At 60.7% G+C, this 25696-nt stretch carries 21 protein-coding genes, 1 pseudogene and 1 other annotated feature; of the genes and pseudogenes, 12 read left to right on the top strand and 10 right to left on the bottom strand.

Translation table 11 applies throughout. The features are described from left to right. Positions 1-23 precede the first annotated feature (23 nt). Genes ENHY17A_RS12945 through ENHY17A_RS12930 form a run of 4 tightly spaced genes read right to left on the bottom strand, consistent with a single transcriptional unit; the run spans position 24 to position 2771 of the window. Positions 24-1154 carry an FAD-dependent monooxygenase gene (locus ENHY17A_RS12945; RefSeq protein ID WP_159713298.1) on the bottom strand — a complete coding sequence of 377 codons (1131 nt, stop codon included), beginning with the start codon at positions 1152-1154 and terminating at the stop codon, positions 24-26. 5 nt (positions 1155-1159) lie between these two features. Next, positions 1160-1609 carry a cytidine deaminase gene (locus tag ENHY17A_RS12940; RefSeq protein ID WP_159713296.1) on the bottom strand — a complete coding sequence of 150 codons (450 nt, stop codon included), beginning with the start codon at positions 1607-1609 and terminating at the stop codon, positions 1160-1162. Continuing rightward, positions 1606-2280, bottom strand: coding sequence for a GH25 family lysozyme (locus ENHY17A_RS12935; RefSeq protein WP_159713294.1), 675 nt, complete (start codon positions 2278-2280; stop codon positions 1606-1608). Before ENHY17A_RS12935 ends, ENHY17A_RS12940 begins: the two co-directional genes overlap by 4 nt. Positions 2281-2291: 11 nt before the next feature. Further along, positions 2292-2771 carry a UPF0262 family protein gene (locus tag ENHY17A_RS12930; RefSeq protein WP_159713292.1) on the bottom strand — a complete coding sequence of 160 codons (480 nt, stop codon included), beginning with the start codon at positions 2769-2771 and terminating at the stop codon, positions 2292-2294. Between the two features lie 110 nt (positions 2772-2881). Between ENHY17A_RS12930 and ENHY17A_RS12925 the strand changes: the two genes are divergently transcribed. Next, a complete protein-coding gene (locus ENHY17A_RS12925; protein ID WP_159713290.1) occupies positions 2882-4393 on the top strand; it encodes a replicative DNA helicase in 1512 nt (503 codons plus the stop codon). 253 nt (positions 4394-4646) lie between these two features. Here the strand turns inward: ENHY17A_RS12925 and ENHY17A_RS12920 are convergent, their stop codons facing one another. Both ENHY17A_RS12920 and ENHY17A_RS12915 read right to left on the bottom strand, forming a co-directional pair. Next, positions 4647-5813 (bottom strand): hypothetical protein, encoded by a 1167-nt coding sequence (locus ENHY17A_RS12920; RefSeq protein ID WP_159713288.1) that lies wholly within the window; start codon positions 5811-5813, stop codon positions 4647-4649. A 449-nt stretch (positions 5814-6262) separates the two neighbouring features. Further along, entirely contained in the window at positions 6263-7156 is an 894-nt protein-coding gene (locus ENHY17A_RS12915) for a LysR family transcriptional regulator (RefSeq protein ID WP_159713286.1), read from the bottom strand. Positions 7157-7207: 51 nt separating this feature from the next. Here ENHY17A_RS12915 and ENHY17A_RS12910 point away from each other — a divergent pair, with 51 nt between their 5' ends. The 5 genes from ENHY17A_RS12910 to ENHY17A_RS12890 all read left to right on the top strand — a co-directional run bounded on the left by ENHY17A_RS12910 (position 7208) and on the right by ENHY17A_RS12890 (position 11423). Continuing rightward, positions 7208-8479: an MFS transporter gene (locus ENHY17A_RS12910; RefSeq protein ID WP_236547970.1), complete on the top strand. Its 1272-nt coding sequence runs from the start codon at positions 7208-7210 to the stop codon at positions 8477-8479. Positions 8480-8493: 14 nt separating this feature from the next. Beyond that, entirely contained in the window at positions 8494-9606 is a 1113-nt protein-coding gene (locus tag ENHY17A_RS12905) for an alpha/beta hydrolase (RefSeq protein WP_159713284.1), read from the top strand. Further along, positions 9603-10142 carry a (R)-mandelonitrile lyase gene (locus tag ENHY17A_RS12900; protein WP_236547967.1) on the top strand — a complete coding sequence of 180 codons (540 nt, stop codon included), beginning with the start codon at positions 9603-9605 and terminating at the stop codon, positions 10140-10142. Before ENHY17A_RS12905 ends, ENHY17A_RS12900 begins: the two co-directional genes overlap by 4 nt. Positions 10143-10276: 134 nt before the next feature. Continuing rightward, positions 10277-10630, top strand: a complete 354-nt coding sequence (locus tag ENHY17A_RS12895; RefSeq protein ID WP_159713282.1) for a cyclophilin-like fold protein — start codon at positions 10277-10279, stop codon at positions 10628-10630. 49 nt (positions 10631-10679) lie between these two features. Further along, complete coding sequence (locus ENHY17A_RS12890) at positions 10680-11423, top strand: SDR family oxidoreductase (protein WP_159713280.1); 744 nt, start codon at positions 10680-10682, stop codon at positions 11421-11423. 228 nt (positions 11424-11651) lie between these two features. Here ENHY17A_RS12890 and ENHY17A_RS14780 read toward each other — a convergent pair. Beyond that, positions 11652-12264: pseudogene (locus ENHY17A_RS14780) on the bottom strand (IS3 family transposase); the annotation flags it as partial. Then, positions 11923-12038 (bottom strand) — a sequence feature (AL1L pseudoknot). Its footprint overlaps the pseudogene before it by 116 nt. 233 nt (positions 12265-12497) lie before the next feature. Between ENHY17A_RS14780 and rfbC the strand changes: the two are divergent. From rfbC to ENHY17A_RS12855, 6 genes are all read left to right on the top strand, one after another. Continuing rightward, positions 12498-13067, top strand: coding sequence for a dTDP-4-dehydrorhamnose 3,5-epimerase (gene rfbC / locus ENHY17A_RS12880; RefSeq protein WP_159713276.1), 570 nt, complete (start codon positions 12498-12500; stop codon positions 13065-13067). Between the two features lie 14 nt (positions 13068-13081). Continuing rightward, positions 13082-14137 carry a dTDP-glucose 4,6-dehydratase gene (gene rfbB / locus ENHY17A_RS12875; RefSeq protein ID WP_159713274.1) on the top strand — a complete coding sequence of 352 codons (1056 nt, stop codon included), beginning with the start codon at positions 13082-13084 and terminating at the stop codon, positions 14135-14137. Positions 14138-14139: 2 nt separating this feature from the next. Beyond that, a complete protein-coding gene (rfbD, locus tag ENHY17A_RS12870; protein WP_159714617.1) occupies positions 14140-15120 on the top strand; it encodes a dTDP-4-dehydrorhamnose reductase in 981 nt (326 codons plus the stop codon). Then, positions 15032-15946: a glucose-1-phosphate thymidylyltransferase RfbA gene (rfbA, locus tag ENHY17A_RS12865; protein ID WP_159713272.1), complete on the top strand. Its 915-nt coding sequence runs from the start codon at positions 15032-15034 to the stop codon at positions 15944-15946. The genes rfbD and rfbA overlap by 89 nt, the downstream gene beginning before the upstream one ends. A 336-nt stretch (positions 15947-16282) precedes the next feature. Continuing rightward, entirely contained in the window at positions 16283-16957 is a 675-nt protein-coding gene (locus ENHY17A_RS12860) for a LuxR C-terminal-related transcriptional regulator (RefSeq protein WP_159713270.1), read from the top strand. Positions 16958-17340: 383 nt separating this feature from the next. Next, complete coding sequence (locus tag ENHY17A_RS12855; protein ID WP_159713268.1) at positions 17341-17592, top strand: response regulator transcription factor; 252 nt, start codon at positions 17341-17343, stop codon at positions 17590-17592. On the opposite strand, the gene ENHY17A_RS12850 is transcribed toward ENHY17A_RS12855, so the two are convergent. From ENHY17A_RS12850 to ENHY17A_RS12840, 3 genes are all read right to left on the bottom strand, one after another. Then, on the bottom strand, positions 17569-18213 hold the full coding sequence (locus ENHY17A_RS12850) for a 4'-phosphopantetheinyl transferase family protein (RefSeq protein ID WP_159713266.1): 645 nt from the start codon (positions 18211-18213) through the stop codon (positions 17569-17571). The two genes, ENHY17A_RS12855 and ENHY17A_RS12850, sit on opposite strands and share 24 nt — an antisense overlap. Before the next feature lie 79 nt (positions 18214-18292). Beyond that, positions 18293-19300 (bottom strand): glycosyltransferase family 2 protein, encoded by a 1008-nt coding sequence (locus ENHY17A_RS12845; protein WP_159713264.1) that lies wholly within the window; start codon positions 19298-19300, stop codon positions 18293-18295. Continuing rightward, positions 19297-25695: a type I polyketide synthase gene (locus ENHY17A_RS12840; protein WP_236547966.1), complete on the bottom strand. Its 6399-nt coding sequence runs from the start codon at positions 25693-25695 to the stop codon at positions 19297-19299. Before ENHY17A_RS12840 ends, ENHY17A_RS12845 begins: the two co-directional genes overlap by 4 nt. Between the last annotated feature and the right edge of the window lies 1 nt (position 25696).

Genomic DNA, 25696 nt, shown 5'->3' with positions numbered 1-25696 from the left:
ATCACCGCATCGGCAAGGGGCGTTCAGCGATAGTCGGGCATAAGGTGCGCGGACCCGATCGCCCGGTCGTGAATCGCGGCCGGAATCGCGGACAGCGTCGCGCGAACCCAATGCTGCACCATCACGGGGGCATGGGTTCCGTATCGTCCCCGGCGGGACTGGATGACGAAGGAGCGCACCCGTTTCAGCCGCATGGCCTCGACCGCGGAAACGACATGCTCGGGCGATTCTCGCTGTGCCGCCACCGACAGCGCGACCGCATCCTCCGGCGCCTGGCACGCGCCCTGACCCAGATTGGGCTCCATCGCATGCGCCGCATCGCCGACGCACAGAATGCGACCCACGCCCAACCGCCGGGGTGCAGCGCGCGCGTGGCAATCGAACGCGATCAAGCGATCGGCGGTTGTCGCAGCAACCGTCTGGACGATCCCGTCAGGCCAGCCGTCGGACGCCCGCGCCAGGCAGTCGTCATGGCCGATCGCCGCTGCACCTGGCCGCTGATCGACGATATAAAACCAGTATCGCCGCCCGCCGCCGATATCGCACAGCCCGAACCGTTCGCGGTCGCCCCAATATTCGGCGACTCGGCGCGCGCTTTGCGGATGGTCGACGGGATCGGACAGAGCGAAGACGCCGCCATAGCCGCAATGGCGCGGTGCGTTGCCGATCAACGCGGTGGCCTGAGGCGACCAGATGCCATTGGCGATCACGATCAGGTCGGCGCTAGCGGTGCTGCCATCGGCGAAGCGTGCGGTCGCTCGCTCGTCGTCCTGCGCGACATCGACCAATTCGCTGTCGAGGTGGATCGCATCGCCGCCCAGTGCGGCCTGCAACGCCGATTGCAGCAGCGCGCGGGTGACCAGATATGCGGAAACCCCTTCAGCCGACGTCACCCGGCGCGGGCCGAGCAGCGCGCGACCTTGGCGAGTCGCCAGCACCATCGTCTCGATCGGTTCGGCCTCGGTTTCGATCCGAGCCGCGGCATTCAAAGCCCGTAACGCCTGAACCGCGTTCGACCACAGGCTTAAGCCTGCACCCAGCGGTTTCAGGTCGGCGGCGCGTTCGTGGACCGCGACGTGATAGCCCGCGTTCTGCAATCCGATTGCCGCCGCCAATCCGCCGATCCCCGCACCGATGACGAGGGCGGTCGGCATTTGCGTCAGAGCCCCAAGTCGGCGGGACCGAACGCATGGGGGAGGAGGTCGGACAGTCTATGTGTCTCGATCGCCTCGCCCTCCGCCCCGCCGCAATAGACGGTCAGGTCGCGTCGGCCCATTTGCGCGGCTTCGTTCAGCACTTGGCGACAGCGGCCGCAGGGGCGCACCGGCGTCTCGCCCCTTGGCACATTGTCCTCCATCATGCCGCCGATGACGCCGATCGCGACGACATCGCGCAATTGCCCCGCTGCGGACAAGGTCGCGATCGCAACGGTTTCGGCGCACAGCGACAGACCGTAGCTCGCATTCTCGAAATTCGCGCCCGTCACGATCGATCCGTCGGTCAGCAGCACCGCCGCGCCGACGCCGAAATTGGAATAGGGGGCGTGCGCGTTGCGCGCAGCCTCGCGCGCATGGTCGATGAGCAGGCGGGCTTGTTCGGGATCGGTCATTGCGCGACGGCATTCCAGTTGAGCGGGCCATCGACGCCGTCGATCCGCTTCAGCGTTGATGCGCGCCATAGCGTCCAGGCGCGCGGGAGGTAATTCGGCTCGAGCCAGGTCGATGAAGCTCGGATCGGACGGGCGATGCCTTCGCTCAGGGCATATTCGTCTTCGAACGGCTCGGTCGGAGCGATCAGCATGGGCTTACCCAGATGGGCTTCTGCGGTGGTCAGGAAAGAGGCGACATCGTCGAGCAACGCTTCACGGTTGGGGCGCGCCGCGCACTGCTCGTCGAATGCGAACTCGACGATCGCGGGCAGTTGGTCGGTGGTGCGCGGGACGGTTGCCATGAAATTGGTCGCCTGCGCGCGCGGGTGATCGCACAGCGAATAGCGGTGGATCGCGCCGCGCCGCAGCCGCGCCATGTAGGCTCCTTCCCAGTGCGACTGAAACGCGGCGTCCCGAGCGCGCGCGCCTTGGGTCGCGACGATATAGGCGAAGGTCGCGCCGTTTGCGCGCACCGCATCCCAGCTGATTCCCTGGTTGGCCGCGGACACATCGACGCCCTGCACCGGAAAGCGCGTGCGATCGGGCTCCCAGCCCGTGGCATAGGTCCAGCAAGCCGCTGCAATCAGCCCGAAGCTTGCGACCGCCAAGGCAATGACGTGCCAGATCCGCATTCGCCCCCCAATCAGCCTTTGATATGCAGCACGCAGATCAGCGTGAACAGTCGCCGTGCGGTGTCGAAATCGATCTCGACCTTGCCCGCCAGCCGCTCCTTGAGCATCTCGGCTGCTTCATTATGCACGCCGCGCCGCGCCATATCGACGGTTTCGATCTGTTGCGGCGTGGCCGAACGGATCGCCTGATAATAGCTGTCGCAGATTGCGAAATAATCGCGGATCGGTCGCCGCAGTCGGGCCATGCCGAGCACCAGAGTTTCGAGGTGCGTCCCCGTTTCGTTGGCGATGTCGATCGCGAGCCGCCCTTCCTCGACGCGCAATTTGATGCGGTAGGGGCCGGGATCGGCGGCGGCGATGCGCTGCGGCTCGAAATAATTGCCCTCGACCAGGTCGTAGATCGCGATGCGCCGTTCCTGCTCGATATCCGCCGATCGCCACAGGATCGTGCCCTGGTCGAGTTCGACGTCGATGATGCGCGGATCGGACATTTGCTCCACGCGATGCGGCTTTCGGTGGCCAAATGCAACCGGGCGCGCCGTGCCCGTAATCCACAGCATCGTCGCTTGCCGGAATCGGTCGGCTCTGTGACAAGGCCGCGATGGCCACCCAGATCAATTTTCCGCAGCCTGCCGAGGGCGAAGTTCGCCTGCCCCAGAATATCGAGGCGGAGGCCGCGTTGCTGGGGGCCATGATGATCGACAACCGGCTCGCCGACGACATGCTCGAGCGGCTTGAGCCCGACCATTTCTACGAGCCCGTCCACGGCCGCATTTTCGAGAAGATCCGCATCCTGCGCGCGCAGGATATGCTCGCCAATCCGGTGACGCTGCGTCCGATGTTCGTCGAGGATCTCGGTATGAAGGAGCTGGGCGGCCCCGCCTATCTCGCACAGCTAACCGGTTCTGGCGCAGGTCTGATCGGGGCCAAGCAGTTCGCGCAACAGATTTACGACCTGGCCATGCTTCGCTCGCTGGTCACGGTGGGGCGGACGCTGGTCGACCGCGCGACCGATACCAGCGAGGCGATCGACCCGCGCAAACAGATTGAGCTGGCCGAGGAAGAGCTGTTCCGCGTCGCGGCGGACGGCGACAGCGAGAATGCGGTAAAGTCGTTCGCCGAAGCCACCACATTGGCAATCCAGATGGCCGACCGGGCGCTCAATTCGGGCGGGCATTTGTCGGGCATCACCACCGGCCTCGATTCGATCAACGGCAAGATCGGTGGTTTGCACCGATCCGACCTTTTGATCCTGGCCGGACGCCCCGGCATGGGTAAGACCTCGCTGGCCACCAACATCGCCTTCAACGCCGCGCGGCGCTGGATGGACGATATGAATGCCGGGATCGCACCAGAAAAATCGGTCGGCGCAAAGGTCGCGTTCTTCAGCCTGGAAATGTCCGCAGATCAGCTCGCAACGCGTATCCTGGCCGAACAGTCGCGAATTTCGTCCGAAGCGCTGCGCATGGGCAAGATCAGCAAGCAGGAATTCCGGCAATTGGCGGAAGCCGCGTCGGACCTGCAGAACCTGCCGCTTTATATCGACGATACTGCGGGCCTTTCGATCAGCGCGCTCCATACCCGCGTGCGGCGGTTGCAGCGGCGGTTGGGGAACCAGCTTGGTTTTGTCGTTGTCGATTACCTGCAACTGTTGTCGGGTTCGGCAAAGGCATCGGGCGACGGGCGCGTCCAGGAAATCTCCGAAATCTCACGCGGATTGAAGAATCTGGCCAAGGATATGAACGTGCCGGTGCTGGCGCTGTCGCAGCTCAGCCGTGCGGTCGAACAGCGCGAGGACAAACGGCCGCAGCTATCCGATCTGCGCGAATCGGGGTCGATCGAGCAGGACGCCGACATGGTGCTGTTCGTCTATCGCGAGGATTATTATGTCGCCGCCAAGGAGCCCAAGCGCGCAACCGAAGGCGACGACGCCAAGATCTTTGAAGATCACGCCAAATGGGCAATGGACATGGAGCGCGTCTTCGGTCTGGCCGAGCTGATCGTCGCCAAACAGCGCCACGGCGCAACGGGCAAGGTGACGCTGCGTTTCGAGCCGGAGATTACGCGCTTCAGCGACTATGTCGGCGATTATTCGAGCCCGAGCTACGAATAGGGAAGGGTGGCGAGAGACGTTCGACGTCGGTCACCGCCGCGAAGCTTCTGATGAAATCAAAGGCTCGTCACAATCCCACACATTCTGAAATGTGGATGGTGACCCCTACGGGAGGGGAACCCTTCAAGCAGAAGAGCCCATTCGGTGGGCTTCTCGCTAGATGGACCATATGCCGCTGTACCACAGCGCTGTACCTGTATTGTACGCGCGCTGACCGTCCCCCGCAACTCCCAACGCAAACTTTTGATTCGAATTAAATCTCGATGCCATCGACGGACAGAGGATCACGTTCAAATCTGAAGAAACCTCCCTGTCGCCACTTCTCCAGCCCCACCCAGGCATCTCCCAATTCGTTGAAATGCCAGCAGGCATCCTCTTCAAGGTAGCGGATGTGGTCTACGGGAATGGACAGAGGAAAATACCCGCCCGCGCGGATGTGATCCCAAATTGCACATTGAATGTCGAAGTCGTGCGGTGGATCTCCGGAGCTGGTGCTTTGCCGCCAGTTTTCGCGAGCGACCCTTCGGCTTTCGGAGCGAAGAGCAAGGCTAAATGCGGCTTTTCCAGTCCGTGCTTCCTCTAGACAGACCATGTGGATATTTACTCTGTACGAGATTCGGAAAGACTGATCCGGTCTGCTTCGGTTTGGCGACGCTTCCAAGATATATTGCGGAATTGTCGGCGATCGTTTCCGTCGAAGCTCAGGCGATATCTCGAAGCTCCGCTGCTCCTCCTTGTTCCGAAAATACGATATGACGTCGGCCCCTGGTGGCAGGTTGGTGGTAGGTTGGCCGCTCGGCCTTGTTTCTTGCGGCCCGTCATTTTTGGCGTAGTCCGCAAGGAGGGTGCGCACTGCATCTGCAATACCGGCTTGAAGTGCCGCATCATTGCCGTGAATGAACAGCGCCCGCTTTTCAGCCAATTTCAGATGCGCATCAACTGCGACCATTAGCGGCCATGCAGGACCGATAGCAGCCTTCGCAGCAACCCCAGTACGCATCTGGACCAACAGGGTAGTTGCGACGACCAACCTAAGAGCGTCCAAATAGGCATTCTCGTAGTCTTTTTCCCGACCCTTTGCCTTCGGATGGTCAGCCAGAGATCGAATTCTCTCGCGCTGCCGATCAATGAACTTGGACGGACTTTCCCCCACTCGACCGATGGCATAGGACACGTTTTCCCGAAGTTGAAAACTTCCCACCGCCAAAGCCTCGAGCCAGGCAAGGCCGTCAGGCTCAGGACCAACCAGAGCAAGCACGAGACGAGCGATCGAACGCTCACTTTCATTTTTGGGAGCTACGATCATTCTCACGGCACGCTCTGCCTGTGCCAGCGCCGCGTCGGGTTCAGAAGACCATTGCGCTTGGAACGCTGCAACAATTTTAGGACCGAATAGCTCGTCGAGCTTCAACGTGAGCATAGCTGTTCCTGTCCAGCGCGATGTGATCCTGTCCCACTGGATCAAAGTGCTAACTTTTTGATGAACTGGGAGGAAAGGGCACGCGATCCACCCGTGACAGGGATCGGAAAATACCAGGACGATGGGGCATCGTCCGCGTGACAAAGAACGCGTTTGGTCGAGACAAACGTTTAGGCGCAATACCGTAAAAATGTGCAGGCCAACATTTTTACCAATTTTGGTGGCAAGCCACTAGCGAGCGGCAAGAGCTCGGGTCCTCTGCTACGCTCCGGAAGGCAGGATGTAGGTCAGCAAAGCGCCCCAAACCCTGTCATTCGACCGGTACCGGCGTGATCCCAAAACCGGTCGTTTAGGTTGAGCTCGGCGGCGGCTTCGAGCGCCCTTTTGAGGCCTTTGCCAACGCAACCGGGCACCATTAATTCGACTAAGCTCTTCGAACGAAATCCGCTTCAGCCTTTGTATCGAACGGCCGCAACAAACGCCGCCAAAGCGGGCGACTGCTGTCGGCGGCTGGGGTAATAAAGGTGATAGCCCGGAAACGGCGGGCACCAGTCTTCCATCACGGGTATGAGCTCGCCTCTTTCGATCCGCGCATCGAGGTAGTCGCGAGGCAAGTAGCATAGGCCCAGGCCATCAACGGCTGCCTGACGTACGAGCGAGATGTCGTTGACCACCATCTGCCCCTCGACGCGCACATTGACGACCCGTCCGTGCTTCTCGAGATCCCAGACTGAAATGCCGCCCTTGGCCTGATGCTTCAGGTTGATGCAGTTGTGGTTGCCCAAATCGTCGGGCGTGTCGGGCCGGCCATAAGTGTCGAGGTAGTCGGGTGATGCCGCGACCGCCATGCGGAGATCGGGACCAATACGGACCGCGATCATATCTTGTGCAAGGGTCTCGCCCAGGCGCACACCGGCATCGAAACGCTCGTTGACGATGTCGACGAAGCCATTGTCGATGATTAGCTCGATGGTCAGGTCCGGATAGAGCCGAAGCAGCTTCGTCACTGCGGGCATCAGGATGCTTTCGGCAGGTTGATCCCCAGTGGTAATACGCAGCGTTCCTGAAGGCGTGTCGCGCAAGTCCATCAGCCCATCAAGTTCGTCGGCAACCTGATCGAAATGCGGTCCGACCCTTTCAAGCAGCCGCTCGCCGGGCTCGGTTGTCGCGACGCTGCGGCTGGTACGGGTTAGCAGCCGAACCCCTAGTCGCTCTTCCAGCTTGCGGATCGTATGGCTGAGCGCGGAGGGTGAAACTCCGAGCTTAGCAGCCGCGCGGGTGAAGCTCCGCTCCCGCGCTACGGCAAGGAACGCCACCAAATCTGACATTGTCTCGCGTTGCATCGATGAATCCTGCTCACAGCCGCATACGCATCATAATGGGTAATTCATCTGATGGGGATGCCTTATCTCAACCCCATGGAAATCGCTCAGCATCCTAATCAGCGACAGCAACCTACTGCTGACAATCCAACCCGTGGCGGTTGGCCAGCAGTTTTGGCAATGACGCTTTGCGTATCAACGCTGATCGCCTCAGAATTCATGCCGGTCAGTCTGCTCACCCCTGTGGCTGATGGCTTGCAAGTCAGCGAAGGCCAGGCCGGGCTGGGTATCGCCGTGTCGGGCATCTTCGCCGTCGCCACCAGCCTGTTCATCGCGTGGGCCAGCAGGGGCATCGACCGGCGAACTCTTTTCCTAGGACTCACCGCTGCGATGCTGGTGTCCGGTGTCCTCGTAGCCTTTGCGCCCAACTACCTGTTTTTCATGGTCGGCCGCGCACTGCTCGGCGTTGCTATCGGTGGGTTCTGGTCGATGTCGACTGCCACCGTCATGCGCCTCGTACCCGAGGAGGCAGTGCCGCGAGCGTTGGCCTTGCTCAACGGCGGCAACGCATTGGCGACCACGATCGCGGCACCGTTGGGCAGCTACCTTGGTCAGTTCATTGGCTGGCGCGGTGCCTTCTTCTGCGTTGTCCCGCTGGCTGCGGTGACATTTGCATGGCTTTTCATAAGCCTTCCAAATCTGCCGAGCCGCGAGCGGGCAAGTGGTGTCGCAGCCTTCAAGGTGCTCCGCCGCCGCCAGGTACCGTTTGGCATGCTAGCGATTTCGCTTTTCTTCATGGGCCAGTTCGCGCTGTTCACTTACCTGCGGCCTTTCCTTGAGACTGTTACCGCGGTTGACGTCACGACCCTTTCCCTCATGCTGTTGGGGCTGGGGGTCTCGGGTCTGGCGGGCACCTATGCCATCGGCATCGCGCTCAAGCGCGGGCTTTACGGTCTTTTGATCTCGATGCCGCTGGTCATGGCAGCGATTGCGGGCGGACTTGTCATTCTTGGTCATTCCCCCGTCAGCGTTGCGGTCCTGCTTGCCGCGTGGGGTTTAATCGGCACGGCCGCCCCGGTCGCCTGGTGGACTTGGCTGAGCAGAGTACTGCCTGGTGAAGTCGAGGCTGGTGGGGGCTTGATGGTCGCGGTGGTGCAACTGGCGATCACGCTGGGGGCATCAGTCGGTGGCTTGCTGTTCGACGGCTGGGGTTACCAGGCCACCTTCCTTGCCAGTGCGGTGCTCCTGATCTTGTCAGGCCTGGTTGCCTGGCTTGCCGCGCGCGGATCACGCGCCGCGAGCGATCGGTCAAATCCCTTCCGTACCGCGACCCCTGCTAATTGAACTGGAGAATTACGATGACCCTTTCTCACCCCCACCACGAGTCGATCAGTCGACGAGTCCTTGCATATAGCGGCCTGCTCACTGCTGCTGCCCTGGCGCTCGTCGTCGCCCAGCCAGCCTCGGCGCAGTCATCTGAGCGACAACCGAACGGACCTGACCTGCAACCGACCCAGCAGTGGGACAAGGTCTTCACCAAGAGCGAACGGGTCGATCACAGGATGGTGACCTTCACCAACCGCTACGGCATCACTCTCGTTGGCGATCTCTATCTGCCGAAGGATCGCGCTGACCGCCGCCTGCCGGCCATCGTGATCAGCGGACCGTTTGGTGCGGTGAAGGAACAGTCGTCGGGCCTCTATGCCCAGACTCTAGCCGAGCGCGGTTTTGCAACGCTGGCTTTCGACCCTTCCTACACTGGCGAGAGTGGCGGCTTCCCGCGCAATGTCGCCTCACCCGACATCAATACCGAAGACTTCAGCGCGGCAGTCGACTTCATTGGCTTGGACGCCGCAGTGGACCGCGAGCGGATCGGTATTATCGGCATCTGCGGTTGGGGCGGCATGGCGCTAAATGCCGTGGCTGTCGACAAACGGGTCAAGGCTGTCGCCGTCAGCACGATGTACGACATGACCCGGTTGATGTCGCGTGGCTACAACGACAGTGTCACGCTGGCAGAACGCACGCAGACGCTTGAAGATCTCAGTCGCCAGCGCTGGGAGGACGCCGCCAACGACACCCCGGAATACGGCCCGCCCATGAACGAGCTGGAAGGCGGCGAGGCCCAGTTCCTGGTCGACTATCACGATTATTACAAGACCCCGCGCGGCTTCCACCCGGGGTCGGTCAACTCGAACGCATCGTGGACGGTCACCAACCCTCTGTCGTTCATGAACATGCCGATCCTCAACTACATTGATGAAATCGCGCCCCGCCCCATCCTGTTCGTGCACGGCGAGAACGCCCACTCACGATACTTCAGCGAGACGGCCTACGCCGCCGCTGCTGGCCCTAAGGAGCTCGTGATCGTTCCAGGCGCCAACCACACTGACCTTTACGACCGCACGGACGTGATCCCGTTCGACCGCTTCGCGGCCTTTTTCCAACAGCATCTCGCCGGAGACCAATGATGATGAGAATTCTCGTTGCAGCCGTCTGTTCGCTTCCTTTGTTGGCCTGCGCGCCCGAATCTGAACAATCGACCGCCCCCTCAACGAGCGAGGCGACAAAAACCAGCGGTGCTTCCGCTGACGGAAGCGCGATGGAAGTGAGTCGTGGTGCAGAGCGATCGCCAACGCCTGGCTCCGCCGATCTGTTTACCGGCGATGTGACGATCACACCGTTGTTCGATCCGAAGGGCCCATCTCAGGTCGGGGCGGCGCAGGTGCGGTTTGAGCCCGGCGCTCGCACAGCCTGGCATAGGCATCCTCTTGGACAGCGCCTGGTCGTTCTTGAAGGAAACGGCTGGACGCAGGTGGAAGGCGGGCCGATCGAAGCGATCGGCGCTGGCGATGTCATCTGGTGTCCGCCCGACACCCGCCATTGGCATGGCGCAACCCCAACCACGGCTATGGCCCACATCGCAATCCAGGAATCCGAGAACGGCTCGCCCGTCGAGTGGATGGAGCAAGTGCCGGACGAAACCTACGACGTCGGACCTGCGTGATGCACTCTTCGCGCGCTTTAGTCGCCGCGCTGGCCTTGAGCGCATGCAGCGCGCCGTCTGAGTCAGCCACACCGGAAAGCGAGATCGCAACCGCAAACAACGCGACGACTGTCGATGGAGAGAAAGGCAGTACGATGACTAACACCGAGATCCTGATTGCGACCGGCAATGGTCAACTCCGCGCTCGGCTTGCCGATAATGAGGCTGCCAAGGCGCTCGCCAGGATGCTGCCCCTCCGCCTCGAAATGCGCGACCATCTGCGTCAAGAGAAGACCGGCGAGCTCCCCTCGCGGTTGCCTGATGGCGAACGGCAAACCGAATTCTCGGTCGGCACACTTGGACTGTGGGAAGACCGCGATTTCGTCATCTACTACGGCCAAGGCCGGGTTCCTGCGCCGGGCATCATCATCCTTGGACAAGTCAGCGGCGATCTGTCGCAGTTCGACAATCCCAAAGGTGTGACCGTCTCTCTCGCGCTCGCCGATTAGGGCGCCTCAGCGCAATCGCTACCCCATTGAATCAAGCAAGGCTATCAACATGAACGGCATTAAAGGCAAAGTCATCGTCGTCACCGGCGCATCGAGCGGCATGGGTGAGGCGGCTGCGCGGCATCTTGCAGCCCAAGGCGCCAATATGGTGCTGGGCGCCCGCCGCGCTGAGCGGATCGAAGCGATTGCGGCCCAGATCAAGGAAGCGGGGGGCACAGCAATCGCCGTGCCTACCGACGTAACCCGGCGTGATGATCTGATCCGACTGATCGGAACTGCGGTCCAAACCTACGGGCGCATCGATGTTCTGATCAACAACGCCGGGGTGATGCCGCTGTCGCCGGTCGAGCGGCTTAAGATCGACGAATGGGATCAGATGATCGACGTCAATCTCAAGGGGGTGCTTTACGGGGTTGCCGCGGCCCTCCCGTACATGACTGCGCAGAAGTCTGGTCACATCATCAACCTGTCGTCCGTTGCGGGACACAAGCTGTTTCCCGGGTCCGCTGTTTACTCCGCAACCAAGTTCGGGGTGCGGGCCTTTTCGGAGGGGCTGCGCCAAGAACTAAAGCCGTACAATATCCGGATCACCAACATTTCGCCGGGCGCGGTTCAAACCGAGCTGCTGGAGCACATCAGCGAAACTGACATTCAAAAGGCCAACCAGGATTTTGTAGGCGCGGTCGGCGTTCCGGCTGACAGCTTCGCGCGCATTGCCGCCTTTGTAATCGCCCAGCCGGAGGAGCTCGATATTAACGAGCTCATTTTCCGTCCCACTGCACAGGAACTCTGACTGCCGTCGTTCAGCAAAGCGCCCCAATTTCGGTCGTTCAAGTCATGGCTGCATGTCCCCAAAAGCTGCCGGTATTTTAAGGGATGGTTTGCGAACTTTTATAAGGCAGGAAGCATAACGGTTCGCTCACAGGGATCACGTCCTCATGACGATAGACAGCCATGACGCCTTCCACATCCGCACAGCTGCGTTCGAAGGTCGTGAGACCAATCACCTAACCAGCTTCGCACAAGGCGCGCACCGATCGCTGATCGTCGTGCGCACCGACTTGCGTCGGATCACCCCCGCCAAATTCATCTCGCGCATCAGCCGAGCGACCATACATGGCGCGATGTCGAAGCCCTCACGGTGGGGCTGCCGCCAGATTTTGCGGACTCCGGAGGCGCGGAAGTCGGCGTTGAACACACCGCACCTCGATTCTGAGCACAACGTCGCGCCTCGCCGGCGCCGACAGGCGCAGTGAATCCCGCCGTTGTACGATGTGTGCGTGGTAGGTTGATGGGGCGATCGGCAGACCTTGCGGATCAGCTCGACCCCATGAACTGCGCGCTGATCGTCGATGAACGCGATCATCGCTTGAACGGGCGGTCGAGCTCCGCCTGAGCAAAATATGCAGATGAATTACGCAGGATATCGTTGGCTTGGCGCAGCTCGCGGTTTTCGCGTGCCAGCGCTTTAGCTGAGCCGCGACATCGGTCGGCACGCCCGCACGTCGGCCGCCATTTACCTCGGCCTTCTTCACCCACTCATGCAGCGTCTGCGCAGCACAGCCGATCTTCGCCGCGATCGACACCACCGCCGCCCAGCGCGACGCAGGATCTCTCTCGTAATCCAGAACCATCCGCACTGCGCGCTCGCGGACTTCCGGCGCATACTAGTTCGTTGTCTTGCTCATACAGTCTCTACCTTCTCAGGAGTTGAAGCCTCCAATAAACTCGGCGCGGTTCAACGGGATGTCGCAAATCAACGCCTCGCCGGTTGGTCCTGCCCACTCAATCGACGGCTGGGAAAAAGAAGGATCATCTGGCTCTCGCTCCTCCGCTATCCTGTTCCTGGAATGGGGTATCAAACACGATGTCTGGATCCGTCGAAATTGTTAGACCTCGCCGGTATGGCAATGCACGTGGATGGTTTTCCGAAACCTATTCCCAAGACGGCTGTCGCGATCTCGGCATCGATTGCTCATTTGTTCAGGACAATCACTCCTACTCCGCGACGCGTTTCACGCTTCGCGGACTACATTTTCAATCCCCTCCTTTTGCCCAGGATAAGCTGGTTCGCTGCGTACGCGGTCGGATTTTCGACGTCGCGGTCGACATACGTCGCGGGGCATCGACCTTTGGTGAGTGGGTGGGGGCGGAGCTTTCTGCTGAGAACGGCGATCAGATGTTCGTGCCCACCGGCTTCGCGCATGGCTTTCTGACTCTCGAGCCAGATACAGAGGTCATTTATAAGTGCTCGGCTCCCTATTCGCCGCAATACGAAAGCGGCCTTCGTTGGGACGATCCCAACCTGGCGATCGAGTGGCCGTTACCTGGCGAACAAAGGCCCGAACTGAGTCCCAGAGATCGCGCGCAACCTACTCTGAAACAGCTCGCCATCTCGTTCGACCGTGATGATCGCCGGTTGGCCGCGATCGCGTGAAAGGGATCGCCGCGATGCGCATCATGGTTACGGGCGGCGCCGGGTTTATAGGGTCGGCGCTGGTGCGTTATCTAATCGAAGACACGCCACATTTGGTGCTCAACTTCGACAAGCTGACCTATGCCGGTTCGCTTTCGACAGTCGCGTGCGTCGCTGACAACATCCGGCATCGCTTCGTCCATGGCGATATCTGCGACGCCAACGCCGTCCGGGCCGCGATGCAGGATTTCAGCCCGAACGTGGTGGTGCATCTGGCGGCTGAAACGCATGTCGACCGATCGATCGATGGTCCTGAAGCATTCGTTCGCACCAATGTCGTGGGAACGTTGAATTTATTGTCCGAAGCCTGTCGCTATTGGTCGATGCTGGACGCCGATGCTCGTGCTGCATTCCGATTGCACCATGTTTCTACGGATGAAGTATTCGGATCGTTGGGCAACACGGGACTGTTTTCCGAGCAGACATCCTATGATCCGCGCTCTCCTTATTCCGCATCGAAAGCAGGGGCCGATCATCTGGTTTCGGCATGGGGACATACGTTCGGGCTTCCTGTGCTCATCACCAATTGCTCGAATAATTACGGACCTTATCATTTTCCTGAGAAACTGATCCCGCTGATGATCGTCCGCGCGCTCGCCGGAGAGGATTTGCCGGTCTACGGCGCTGGCAACCGGGTCCGCGACTGGCTCTATGTCGAGGACCATGTCCGCGCGCTGTGCGCCGTGCTCGAACGCGGACAGGTTGGCCGGACCTATAATGTCGGCGGTGGGAACGAGAAACGAAACATTGACGTGGTGCAAATGGTGTGTGCGTTGCTGGATGAATTGCGTCCGCGCTCGGATGGCAGATCCTACGCCTTGCAAATCCGCCACGTCATCGATCGGCCAAGGCACGATCTCAGATATGCGATCGATGCCGGTCGCATCGGCGCCGAACTCTGCTGGGCACCGCGCGAGAGTTTCGAAACCGGGCTTCGCAAAACCGTGCGCTGGTACCTTCAGAACGAACGATGGTGGCAGTCGATCATCGCCGACCGCGAGGCCGATCGCCGCCGCGGTCTTGCGGCGTGAAGATGCCTAAGAGCCGTACCATTCTCGTTACCGGTGCGAACGGGCAACTTGGCCGCGAATTGCAACGCATCGAATGGCCGAACTGCTGGCAGATCCATCCGGTCGATCGCTCGGCGGTCGATTTGAGTGATCCGGATGCCATTGCTGCACTGGTCGGCAATCACCCCTGTTCGGTCGTCATCAACGCGGCCGCTTACACCGCGGTCGATGCGGCGGAGACCGATCCGGTTGCGGCATGGACGGTCAACGCCCTGGCACCCGCGGCGCTGGCTGCTGCATGCGCGCGCGCGGGCATTCCGTTGGTGCAGGCTTCCACCGATTATGTGTTTTCGGGCGAGCGCACGGGCGATCGGCTCGAGAACGATCCCGTCGACCCGATCAACGTGTACGGCGCGTCGAAGTTGGGCGGCGAACTTGCGGTTCGCACCTCTGGCGCGCGACATGTCATCTTGCGCACGTCATGGTTGTACAGCGCAAGCGGCCGCAATTTTGTCACTGCCATGCTTCGGATGGCGGTCGAGCAGAAAATTGTTCGTGTGGTCGATGACCAGCGCGGCAACCCGACGTCAGCGAGCGAGCTGGCCGTCGCTATCTCCGACGTGGCGATGCGCCTCGTCGATGACCCCGATGCCCCCACCGGCATATTCCACTTCGCCGGTAGCGGGACGGTGAGTTGGGCCGATTTCGCTGCGGAGATATTCCGGCAATCGGCATCACGCGGCGGGCCGTTTGCCCACGTCGAGCCGATCGCGAGCACGCAATATTCTCGCCCGGCCCGCCGTCCTGCCAATTCCGCCCTCGGGCTGACCGCAATTCGCGACGCGTACGGCATCAACCCGCGCCGATGGCAGGAAAGCCTGAGACAGGTTCTGGACGAGATCATGGGAGGAAACGATGAAGGGCATCATTCTCGCAGGCGGCAACGGCACGCGGCTTCATCCGGCGACACTCGCCGTCAACAAGCAGTTGCTGCCGGTCTATGACAAGCCGATGATCTATTACCCAATGTCGGTGCTTATGCTCGCCGGCATCCGCGATATCCTGATCATCTCCAGTCCCGAATTTCTGCCAAGCTACCAGTCGCTGCTCGGCGACGGATCGGCGCTCGGGCTTCGCCTGTCCTATGCCGAACAGCCGCGACCCGAAGGTCTCGCCCAAGCCTTGACGATCGGTGCCGATTTTATCGCGAACGACAACGTCGCGCTGGTGCTGGGCGACAATCTGTTCTTCGGCGCCAACTTGACTCACCTGCTCGAAAGCGCCAGCGCACGCCGCCACGGCGCGACGGTGTTCTCATATCGGGTCGATAACCCCGAACGCTACGGCGTGGTCGAACTGGACGAAGCGGGTAGGGCGATCGGCCTTGAGGAAAAACCAGCAGCGCCGAAATCGAACCAGGTCGTCACCGGGCTCTATTTCTACGACAATCGGGTGGTCGATTATGCCCGGGAACTCCGCGGGTCGGCGCGCGGTGAGCTAGAAATTACCGATCTAAACCGGATCTATCTCAATGCCGGAACCCTCCATGTCGAACAGATGGGCAGGGGCTACGCATGGCTGGATACCGGAACGCACGACAGCCTGCTCGAAGCCGGAGAGTTCGTCCGCACGGTTCAGAACCGACAGGGCATTCAGATTGCCTGCTTGGAAGAAATTGCGTTCAACCAAGGGTTTATCACCGCCAGCAAAGCGATCGAACACAGCGAAAGGTTCGGTAAGACCGCTTATGGTCGGGCTATCATCGGCGCGGTTATGGAACGTGATCTGGAGGGTGTTGTGCGATCGCTCTCACACCATCGAGCAGCCTGACACATTTGACTGTTTTCTGCCATTTGAGATCGACTCGGCTCGCGATGCGTTTCTTACCGGGACAATCGGCTGGCTGGTCGTGCCATTATCGTCATTCCAAGCACTTGGCGCCGGCAAACTCGCTATATTTCAGGCATCTAAGCCCATTCATCGAAGCTCGCCACGATCAAACTTCTGCGTTCTCAAAAGAGTAGGTCGGTGGTATAGCGTGCGTATCGGGGGTCGTGCGTAATCCAGTCATTTCCTGCAGAGACAGGGGGGGGCGGCGCGATTTAGTACAGCGGGCAGCTTCTCCATCTTCGCGGATTGGAGCACTAAGGTATGGACTGCTCGATATTGACTAGCTTGGTCGTCAAGAACGCGCTGACGCGCGAAGGACTGAAGCGCATTCTGATCGACAACGGGTTCGGAGTGGCGCAAGCAACCGCCAGTTTGGACGAGTTGGACGTCGACCAGGTGAATGGCGCACACATCGTGCTTTACGACGGTGCAGTGCGCGGTTCCGATTGCGACCTCGATCCGCTTGCTAGCCTGATGACTGCTGCACCTGAATGCCGGGTGGTACTGCTGGTCGAATCGTTCGATTTCGACCGGATGAACCGCGCCTTCGCGGCCGGGGTGTATGGTTACATTCCCCAGAACATTCCGTATCAGTCGTTCCTGGTCATGATTCAGCTCGTCGCATTGGGCGAGAAGGTTGCACCGAGCGAACTGATCGACAGCCTGTCCGATCGTCAGGCGATGCCAGTGGAACGCCAGACGACAGATGTCGCAGCGTTATACGGGCTGGTCGAGCGCGATCGTGAAATTCTCGAATGCCTGGTCATGGGGATGCCCAACAAGATCATATCACGGCGGCTGGGCGTCAGCGAGGCGACGGTCAAATTGCACGTGAAGACGATCTTTCGAAAAATGTCCGTGAACAATCGGACGCAGGCAGCGATGATGGCGCGGTTTCCAATGCTCCCTTTCGAGAGTGACGCGGGTGCGAACGGCGAAGCACTGCGCTGAACCGTTCTCTTTTGACCCATAAGATTCGCGCGCTGGCGGCAGCAGTGTCACATCCCGGCACATCTGCGGAACAGCTCGGCTCAATTTGGGCCAAGATCGTGCTGGCAAGCCCGTCCCTCGGCGACCCGCCTAATCGGTTAAAAACTCCAGAGCGAACAATGGCTTGATGCTTTGCGATATCGCAAAAACCCCACGATTCCGGCGCAAATTATCCTTTTGGATCGCGCCGCCTATTCGAAAGACCTGCAACCCCCCAAAACAGGTGCACGGACGGGTGCACCATTGGGTTGCCGCTACCCAGAATCGTGCGAGACATTACGACGAATTGAGATGATGATCCCGGTGGTGATCCTAGGGGAGGGACATGACAGAAGGAGGATCCAATGCCACGACAAATAGAAGAACTGATTCGTTTGACCAATCGTGAATCCGAGGTGCTCTACCTCGTTTCACTCGGTCTTTCGGCAAAAGAGGCTGCAATTGAACTGGACATTTCGCCTTGTACTGTTGAGCGACATGTCGAAAACGTGCGTTTGAAGACCAGGACCAGAAATCGTGCGCATATGATCGCGCATGTCATTCGTGAAGGGCTACTCAATCAAGATCGGCATTCAGAGCTGCCGTTTGCGGCTTGAGCCCGTTAAACAACCGATATGTTCCCAAGCCCAAGAAACTAGATAAGAACTGGTTAGGGTCGTGTCGGTGCGGATTTGGCGATCACCCATCCGCACCGTCTCAGTTCGAAAAGCGCCGCAGTCGATCTCATGGAGCGGCAAATCGCCCAGACCCCGACCGAGAGCCTTCAGAAAGGCTTCCTTACGGGTCCACACACTCAAAAAAATCCGATCAAACCCTTCGCTGCCAGAAGGCTGTTCTGCCAGCGCGTCGAGTTCAGACAGAGAATAGTGGAGCGTTGCCAACGCAACCGCATCCTCGATTGTGCGCAAATGCTCGATGTCGATCCCGATGGGGATATCGCGTGCAACTGCGATCGCGAACCGGTTCTGGCTGTAGCTGAGATTGAACTGGATCTCGGGGCGATCAACCAGGCAGGGTTTCCCCCGCGGCCCCAGTCCCACAATCTGGTCGCAACAAGTAACACCAAACATCGAATCGATGATCACGCAGCGTGCTGCGTGGGCTACGATGAAGCGATCGCGAAGCCGCGCGCTCCGCAGACGACCCGCACGTTCGATCTCGCCACTGGAGAGCAGCGACCGGTGCCGCAAATCAGGCCGCGGCCATTCGGTGGCCATCCACAGCGTTAGTGGGGCACCGGGCGTAGCGACTAGCTGGGCAGTGATGCCCAATTCGTTGAGAATTGCGGCGGCTCGTTCACGCACCCCCCGTCGCGCTCCAGTCGCGGTTCAGCCGTTGAGGCATGAAGGCCGAATGGCGGAGAAAGTCGATCAGTAGCCACGGCGGATCAACCGATGATGCACCACGGAGACGCGCTTTAATCACTGCGACAATGTGCCCGGACATCCAGGCAATATCGGCCAACATGCCGTAAACCCGACCGTGGTTCTTTAAGAAATAATACTGCCGGGACCTAAACCAGTAGGATGGCAATCGCTTCAATGCGAGTTGGTGACCGGTTACGCCTGTGCTTTGACCGGCCACGTGAAGCACGACCGCGCCGGGCACATACCAACATTCCCATCCGGCACGTGCGGCGTGGAGGCAGAAATCGGTCTCCTCATAATAAAGGAAAAAGGACTCATCGAAGCGCAACCCTTGCTCGAGAAGGGCGCGCCGAATGACGAAGCTGGCGCCGGAAACCCAATCGACGCGTTCAGGCGCGCTGCCCATCGCTCGCATTACTGCGCGTTTCTTGAGTATGCGGGAAAGCAGTCCCAACCGTGCGGCACGTTCGACTTCGCCAAGAATTGTGGGAAATCGGAATGCAAACGGCCAAGGGGTCTCGTCAGCCTCCAATAATGCGCTGCCCGCGATCCCCGCCAGCGGTTCCGCCTCCATGAATTGCGTGAGGGCTGAGGCGGCACATGGCTGCACGATCGTGTCGGGGTTGAGGAGCCAATAAAGCTCGGCGGCGTCGGAGCGCTCCAGTGCCCAGTTGATTCCAAGATTATTGCCTGCGCCGAACCCCCCATTGCGTTGTGACCGCAAAACTTTGACCCAATCCCATCCGCGCGCCTCAACCGCCTGCGCGATGAGGTCGCCCGATCCGTCTGGAGAAGCATTATCGACAACAATCGCGCGCAACTTGGGTACCAACAGACGCTCTGCCTCCAAACTGGCTAGGCTGGCGACGACCAGTGAGCCTGTACAATAGTTGACGATAATCACGTCGATCGAGGGGGATTGCGCGACCATGGTCATTCGGCCGCCAGCGTGAGCAACGCCTCGTCGATCGGGGTCTCCGCAAGTTCTGGCGACCTTGGTTCGGCATCGATCATCGCCCGGTCGATCGCTGCTTGAAAATGAACTGCAAGCGTAGCGACATGGGGCTCCTGAAGCGCGCTGCCATGCCCGCCCGGCACTGACACCAAGCCTACCTCATCGGCTACGCGCCGACCCCATCCGAGCAGAATGTCGCTGTAGATTTCCTGATAGGGAATATCTTCGATCGTGCCATTGCCAGTATTCGCCTTGAACAGCGTGACCTGCCCCGTCGACAATAGCCCAGCGGGCTGGTGTCGCGTGTGGGCAACCTCATAAAGCGGTAAAAATTCGATTGTCGCTCCGCTTGGGGCGGCGGCACTCTCTTCTATTTGCCGTACCTTTTGGCGATCCTTCAGTCGGCGCAGTCGCGAGCCGATTTCCCAGATCACCGCATTAGCGACGCGACGCGCAAGCGTCACAACCGTCCGCGGGTGTGTACCTTCGCGAAACAGTATCGACAGTCGCTCCATCCGCTGGCGGGTGAGGTAGAACCTGCGCTTTGTTGCCGCGACGTCGGCAGCATCGATGATCCCGACAAAGGCCACGCGCTCGCCGAGCTTATCGAGCTGCCGCGCCATTTCAAACGCGATCACTCCCCCGGCACATAGCCCGGCTAGCAGATAGGGGCCGCTGGCCTGCGCAACGCGCAGACGCGCGACATAGTCCGCTGCCATTTCGTCAATTCGAGTGTGTGCGAAGCCGCCGTTAGGCGTGCGGCGTGGTTCAATCCCCAATACTGGGCGAGTGGGATCGATACGCAGAGCAAGCCCACGGTAAAGCAGTGTCTCGCCGAGACCGTCATGGACGAAGAAGACGGGTGTTTTCTCTCCGCCCGGCCGGATGGTCACGATGTCGGGAATCTGAACCGGGGAACCAGCGTCGCCTTCGACGTGCAGGACTGCACTATCCGGGTCTGCGATCAGGGCCAGATTGGCGACGGTGGGCGTATCCAGCATCGCCGATAGCGGGAGCGATTTGCCCGTTTGCTTGCGGAAGCGGTTTGCGAACTGAACAGCCAGAAGGGAATGGCCGCCTAGATCGAAGAAATTGTCGTGACGCCCGACTGGCGCAACGCCCAATAGGTCTTCCCAAAATGTTGCTACGACGCGTTCCATCGCGGTTACGGGCAGTTCGACTGCGGCATCTCCGTCGGGGGCGGGAACCCTCGGTGCGACCCGAGGAGCGCGAAGATGGGCAAGCAAGGGTAGGAGCGGGTAGGGTGAGACAATTAAGTGCGACCCGCGCGATCCCGCAAGCACTCGGTCGATCGCTGCCAAACCCTGCTCGGGTAGAAGTCCCTCCAGCCGATCAAGCGCTGCCGCGCGAGACGCCACGATAGGAGTAGGACGAACACTATTTGCCATGCGCGCCGGTTCGCGCACCCGCATCATCGTAAACTCTTCGATTTCGGCGAGCACCAGGCCGTCCTGGTCAGCAATGGTAATGTCGAACGCCGCCGTGGTCGCGTTCGCGTCGCTGGGACCACGGTAGCGAATATGGCTGATGATCCGTGATGGAAGGGGCGCATGAACCGCGATCCGCCGATAGGCAAATGGGGCGAAAAAATCGCGCGCGGGATCGTAGCTCGGAATCAGCGTTTGGGCGCCTGCAGTTGCGAGATCGAGAAGGGCAGGGTGCAGCGCGACGCCTTCGAGGTCGGGCTGGAACGCGTCGGACAGGGTCTGGTGAAGCAGCATGGCTCCGGCACCTGCTGAACTATCGGTAACGTTGTTCCAGCGTTGTCCGAAGGACAGCAGCGCGCTTTTACCTCGCGGGCCATTGCTATGGTCGGAGTATGCCGCCAGCAGTTGGGCCACGTCCAAATTCTCAGGGGTTTCTGCGTCTAAACTACCAATCGTACCGGTCGCGTGCTCGACCCATACACCGTCATCCGACTTCCCGAGGATAGCGAACCGCCAGTCACGGCCACTGCGACGGTCGAGCCGAACGCGCAATTCCCGTTCCGCACCATCGGCCACCGTAAAGGGAGACAGAAAGAGCAAGTCGCTGAACGCGAACGCGCCGGGTTCGACCATCGAATAGGCGGCGCGCGCCAGCTCGAGATAGCCAGTTCCCGGAATCAACGCGCCCAAGCCCTCGAGACGGTGCTCGTTAAGCAACCAGTGCCGATCGGGCGAGAGGGTTGCGGTCGCCACCATGCAGTCGTGGGAAAGGCGGTGGATACGTTCAAGAAATGGATGGCCTATCTCGGTGCCCCCTTCCAGCAGCTCGGGGGGCGCTGCTTCGGAACCAGGCCCGGTCCCAAGCTTCGCGGTCATGCCAACTTCGCGCCACTGACTCCAGCCAATCGACACCACGCGGGTTGAGGGGTCGTCGAGGCGGGCATCGGCATAAGCGTCCAAAAAGGCATTCGCGGCGGCATAATCGCTTTGTCCTGGCAGTCCGGCAAAGGCGCTAATTGAGGAGAAGAGAAGGAAAAACTCTGGCGTCTCGCGCGCCAATGCCTCGGCCAAGGCAAGCGTACCCGCAATCTTTGGCCGTAGCACCGCATCCATCGCCCCGCGCGAGCGATCCTCGAGTAAGGCGTCGTCGAGAGTGCCCGCAGTGTGGAAGACGCCGGTGATTGGGCCAAGCGTGCGCCTGATATGCACGACGGCGCGTCGCATCGCGCGGCGGTCGGCGACGTCGGCGGTGACCAATTCGACGCGCGCGCTCGTTGCATCGAGCGTCATAAGCCGGCGAATGCGATCGGCTGTGGCGGCCGGGGTTTCAGGCGCAGCTAGCAAGTCGGGCCACCGGTTACGAGGAGGCAATGCGGTGCGGGTCAAAAGCGCGACACGCGCGCCCTTTGCTGCCAGGTCGCGCGCGATAGTCAGGCCTATCCCGCCAAGTCCTCCGGTGATCAGATAGACGCCGTCGCCGCGGATGGCTGGCGCGTGTGGATCCATCGCGGAGCGGGCCTGCTGATAATCGCGCACCCAGCGCTCTCTGCTTCGCAGCGCGACCGGAGTCGGCCGATCGACATCGGCAAGTTCGCTGATTACTGCCCGAGCCAGCTCCGAGAGACCGCGCCGGTTTTGTGCTGTAGGCAGGCTGAGGTCGATCGGGCATAGCTTCAGCGCGGGATATTCGGTCGCAATGACTTGCGACCCGCCAATCATACTAGCCTTGGCTGGCATCGGTGGAGCGTCCGCCGCGACGCGCTGGGCACGGTCAGTGATCAGTGCGATACGAACCGGCATCTCATCGGCATGGTGCGAGACTGTGCGCGCGAGCGCGGTGAGGCTGAAAAACCCGAGATCGAGCAGCGCATCGTGCACCACGCGCCGGTCCCCGGTTACCGACCAACAATGGTAGATCTGCGTCGGCAAGCGATTGGTCGCGGCCAGCCGTTGGAATAGCTCGTCGGCATGGTCGCGGTTTGCGGGGGCGATTGTGAATCCGTGCGCAGTTTCGCGAAACCGACGCCCTGTCCGAACGAGGACTACATCACAGTCGACTTCTCGGAGTTCCGCCGAGATGGCCGCACCCAGACCCAAACCATCGTCGAGAACCAAAGCCGGGCCTTTGGTAGGTTTGAAGGGCTTATCCGCGCCGCGGGTCCAGACGGGAGCGAAAAGCCAGTCAACGGGATCGTCGATCCGCTCAGGTGCCTCTCCATCATCGACATCCCTGTCGGCAATCGTTCCGGCTTCAATCCAGTGCCGCTGGCGATCAAAGCTGTAGGTCGGAAGCGGAACGCGCAGGCGGCGTTCGCCATCCCAATAGGCATCCCAATCGATCGAGCCACCCAGCGTCCAAAACTCGCCCACGCTCGACCAGAAGAACCGATCTTCAGCAACGGGTTGGTCAGGGTGGGGAAGGGAGCTGAGCACCGGTTGGTCCCGCGACCGCTCTGGATGTTGACGCACAAGGCTCGCCATCGAACGCCCGGGGCCGACTTCCAACAACGCGCGGGAAGGGTCGTCCAACAAGCGCTGCAACCCATCGGTGAACCGGACAGTCTGACGGAGATGACGGACCCAATAGTCGGGACTGGTTGCCTCGGCATCCGAAATCCAGTCGCCGGTCAAATTGGACACGAAAGGAAGTTGCGGCGGGCGTAACGTGATCGTTTCCATCAGCGCGCGGAACTGCGGGAGGATGGGGTCAAGCATGGGCGAATGGGCAGCAACCAAGATCCGGACGACCTGCGCCTCAATCTCCCGTGCAGCCAGCGAGGCTTGCAACTTTGTAACCTCGTCGGCGGCGCCCGACACAACACATAGCTTCGGTGCGTTGATTGCCGCGATGGAGAGGGTGGGGGGAAGGAGGGGGTCAAGTTCGGCTTCGCTGAGTGGAACGCTCAGCATGCCGCCGCGCTCAACCGTCTCGAATAGCCGGCCGCGCGCACTTACGATGCGCAGCGCGCTTTCGAGGTCGATCACCCCTGCGATGTGCGCGGCGGCATATTCACCCGAGCTGTGGCCGATCATACCGGTCGGGCGAATGCCAAGCGAAATCCAAAGCCGCGCAAGCGCAACTTGAACCGTAAACAGCGCAGGCAGGGCGATCGACGGGCGTTCGAGCGCTGCGGTGGCTTTGGCGCGGTCGGTCTCCACCGGGAACAACCAGCGACGAACTTCAGGCACGCCTATGAGGTCGAGCGCTTCCAAGGCTGCGTCGATCGAGGAGCGGAACTGCGCTTCGTGGTCGTAAAGACGGCGTGCCATATCGACATGCTGCGAGCCTGCGCCGCAGAACATAAACGCCGCTTCGCGATTTGGTAGGCAAGCGGTCGGAGTGTCAGTACGCGCCGCGACGGCCGCCAGCGCTTCGCTAGCTTCCGCTACGTTACCAGCAACCACACATCGACGAAGTGGGAGTGCAGAACGTCCGTTGGACAGCGTGTAGGCGGCATCCGCAAGATCGGTGCTATGGCTGGCGAAATGAGCGCTCAACTCTGTTGCATTGGTGGTTAGCGCCGTCGCCGAGCGGGCAGAGACGGTCAGCAATTGTAGCGGCCGCGAAGTCGATCCGGCCGAGCGGATGGGCGCTTCTTCGATTACCGCATGAGCATTAGTTCCTCCCACTCCGAGCGAACTGAGCCCCGCACGCCGTGGTCGGCCGCCCCGAGCCCAACTGGAAAGTCGGCTCTGCACGAAAAAGGGGGTGCCTCCGAACGCGCAAGCCGGATTTGGTGCTGCGTAATTGATTGATGGTGGCAACGCCTCGTGATGCAGCGACAACGCAATTTTGATAAGGCCCGCTGTGCCTGCAGCCGTGTCGGTATGGCCGATGTTGGCTTTGACCGATCCGATTGCGCATTGCCCGACCTGGTCACTGGTTTCGCGGAATGCTTCGGTTAACGCGGCGATCTCGATCGGGTCGCCGACCGGGGTGCCGGTGCCGTGGGTCTCAACATATGAGATCGTGTCGGCATCGACATCGGCGATTGCTAGCGCCTCGGCGATTGCGCGCGCCTGCCCATCAACACTCGGGGCGAGATAACCAACCTTGCCAGCGCCGTCATTGTTGATCGCCGAACCGCGGATGACTGCGTATATATGGTCGCCCGCCTCTACCGCTTCGGCCAACCGACGAAGCACGACAACGCCCACACCGCTGCCAAACACCGTCCCTTGCGATTGCGCATCGAACGGGCGGCAATGGCCGTCGGGCGAGAGGATTTCGCCTTGTTCGTAGATGTAACCCTGACGGTGCGGCAGCTCGATCGATGCGCCGCCCGCGATCGCCATGTCGCATTCGCCCGAGAGAAGGCTTTGCGCTGCCATATGGACGGCAACCAGCGAGGTCGAACACGCGGTCTGGACGTTGATGCTGGGGCCGGTCAGGTTAAGCAGATAGGATACCCGGGTTGTCAGGAAATCCTTGTCATTGCTGGTGTGTCGAAGCAGGAACAGCCCGACATCGCGCACCAGTTTTCGGTTGGTGAGCAAGTGATAGGGCATGTAAGCGTTGTGCCCCGAGCCTGCGAACACGCCGATCGCGCCGCCGAAACGGTGCGGCACATGGCCCGCATTTTCCAGTGCTTCCCAACTGCATTCCAGGAAGTGGCGGTGCTGCGGATCCATGATCGCCGCGTCGCGCGGGGATAGCCCAAACAGCCCCGCGTCGAAACATTCCATGTCCTCGAGCGGCGCAGCGCGACGGACATAGTTGGGCTTGCGCAAGGTCGTGGCGGAAACCCCTGCGGCGAGAAGCGCCGTTTCGCTTAAGTCCTCGACACCTTCGCGCCCTTCGGCCAGCAAGTCCCAATAGCTGTTGATCGACCGCGCGCCTGCGAACCGGCACGCCATCCCGACGATCGCGATGGCGTTCTCAGCATTATCGCTGGCCGCCGGATCGAACTCACTGCGATATTGCAACACC

Origin of the sequence: Sphingomonas sp. AX6, assembly GCF_902506605.1 — a bacterium.
In the GTDB taxonomy this organism is placed as follows: Bacteria; Pseudomonadota; Alphaproteobacteria; order Sphingomonadales; family Sphingomonadaceae; genus Sphingomonas.
This window is presented reverse-complemented; position numbering and strand designations above follow the sequence as displayed.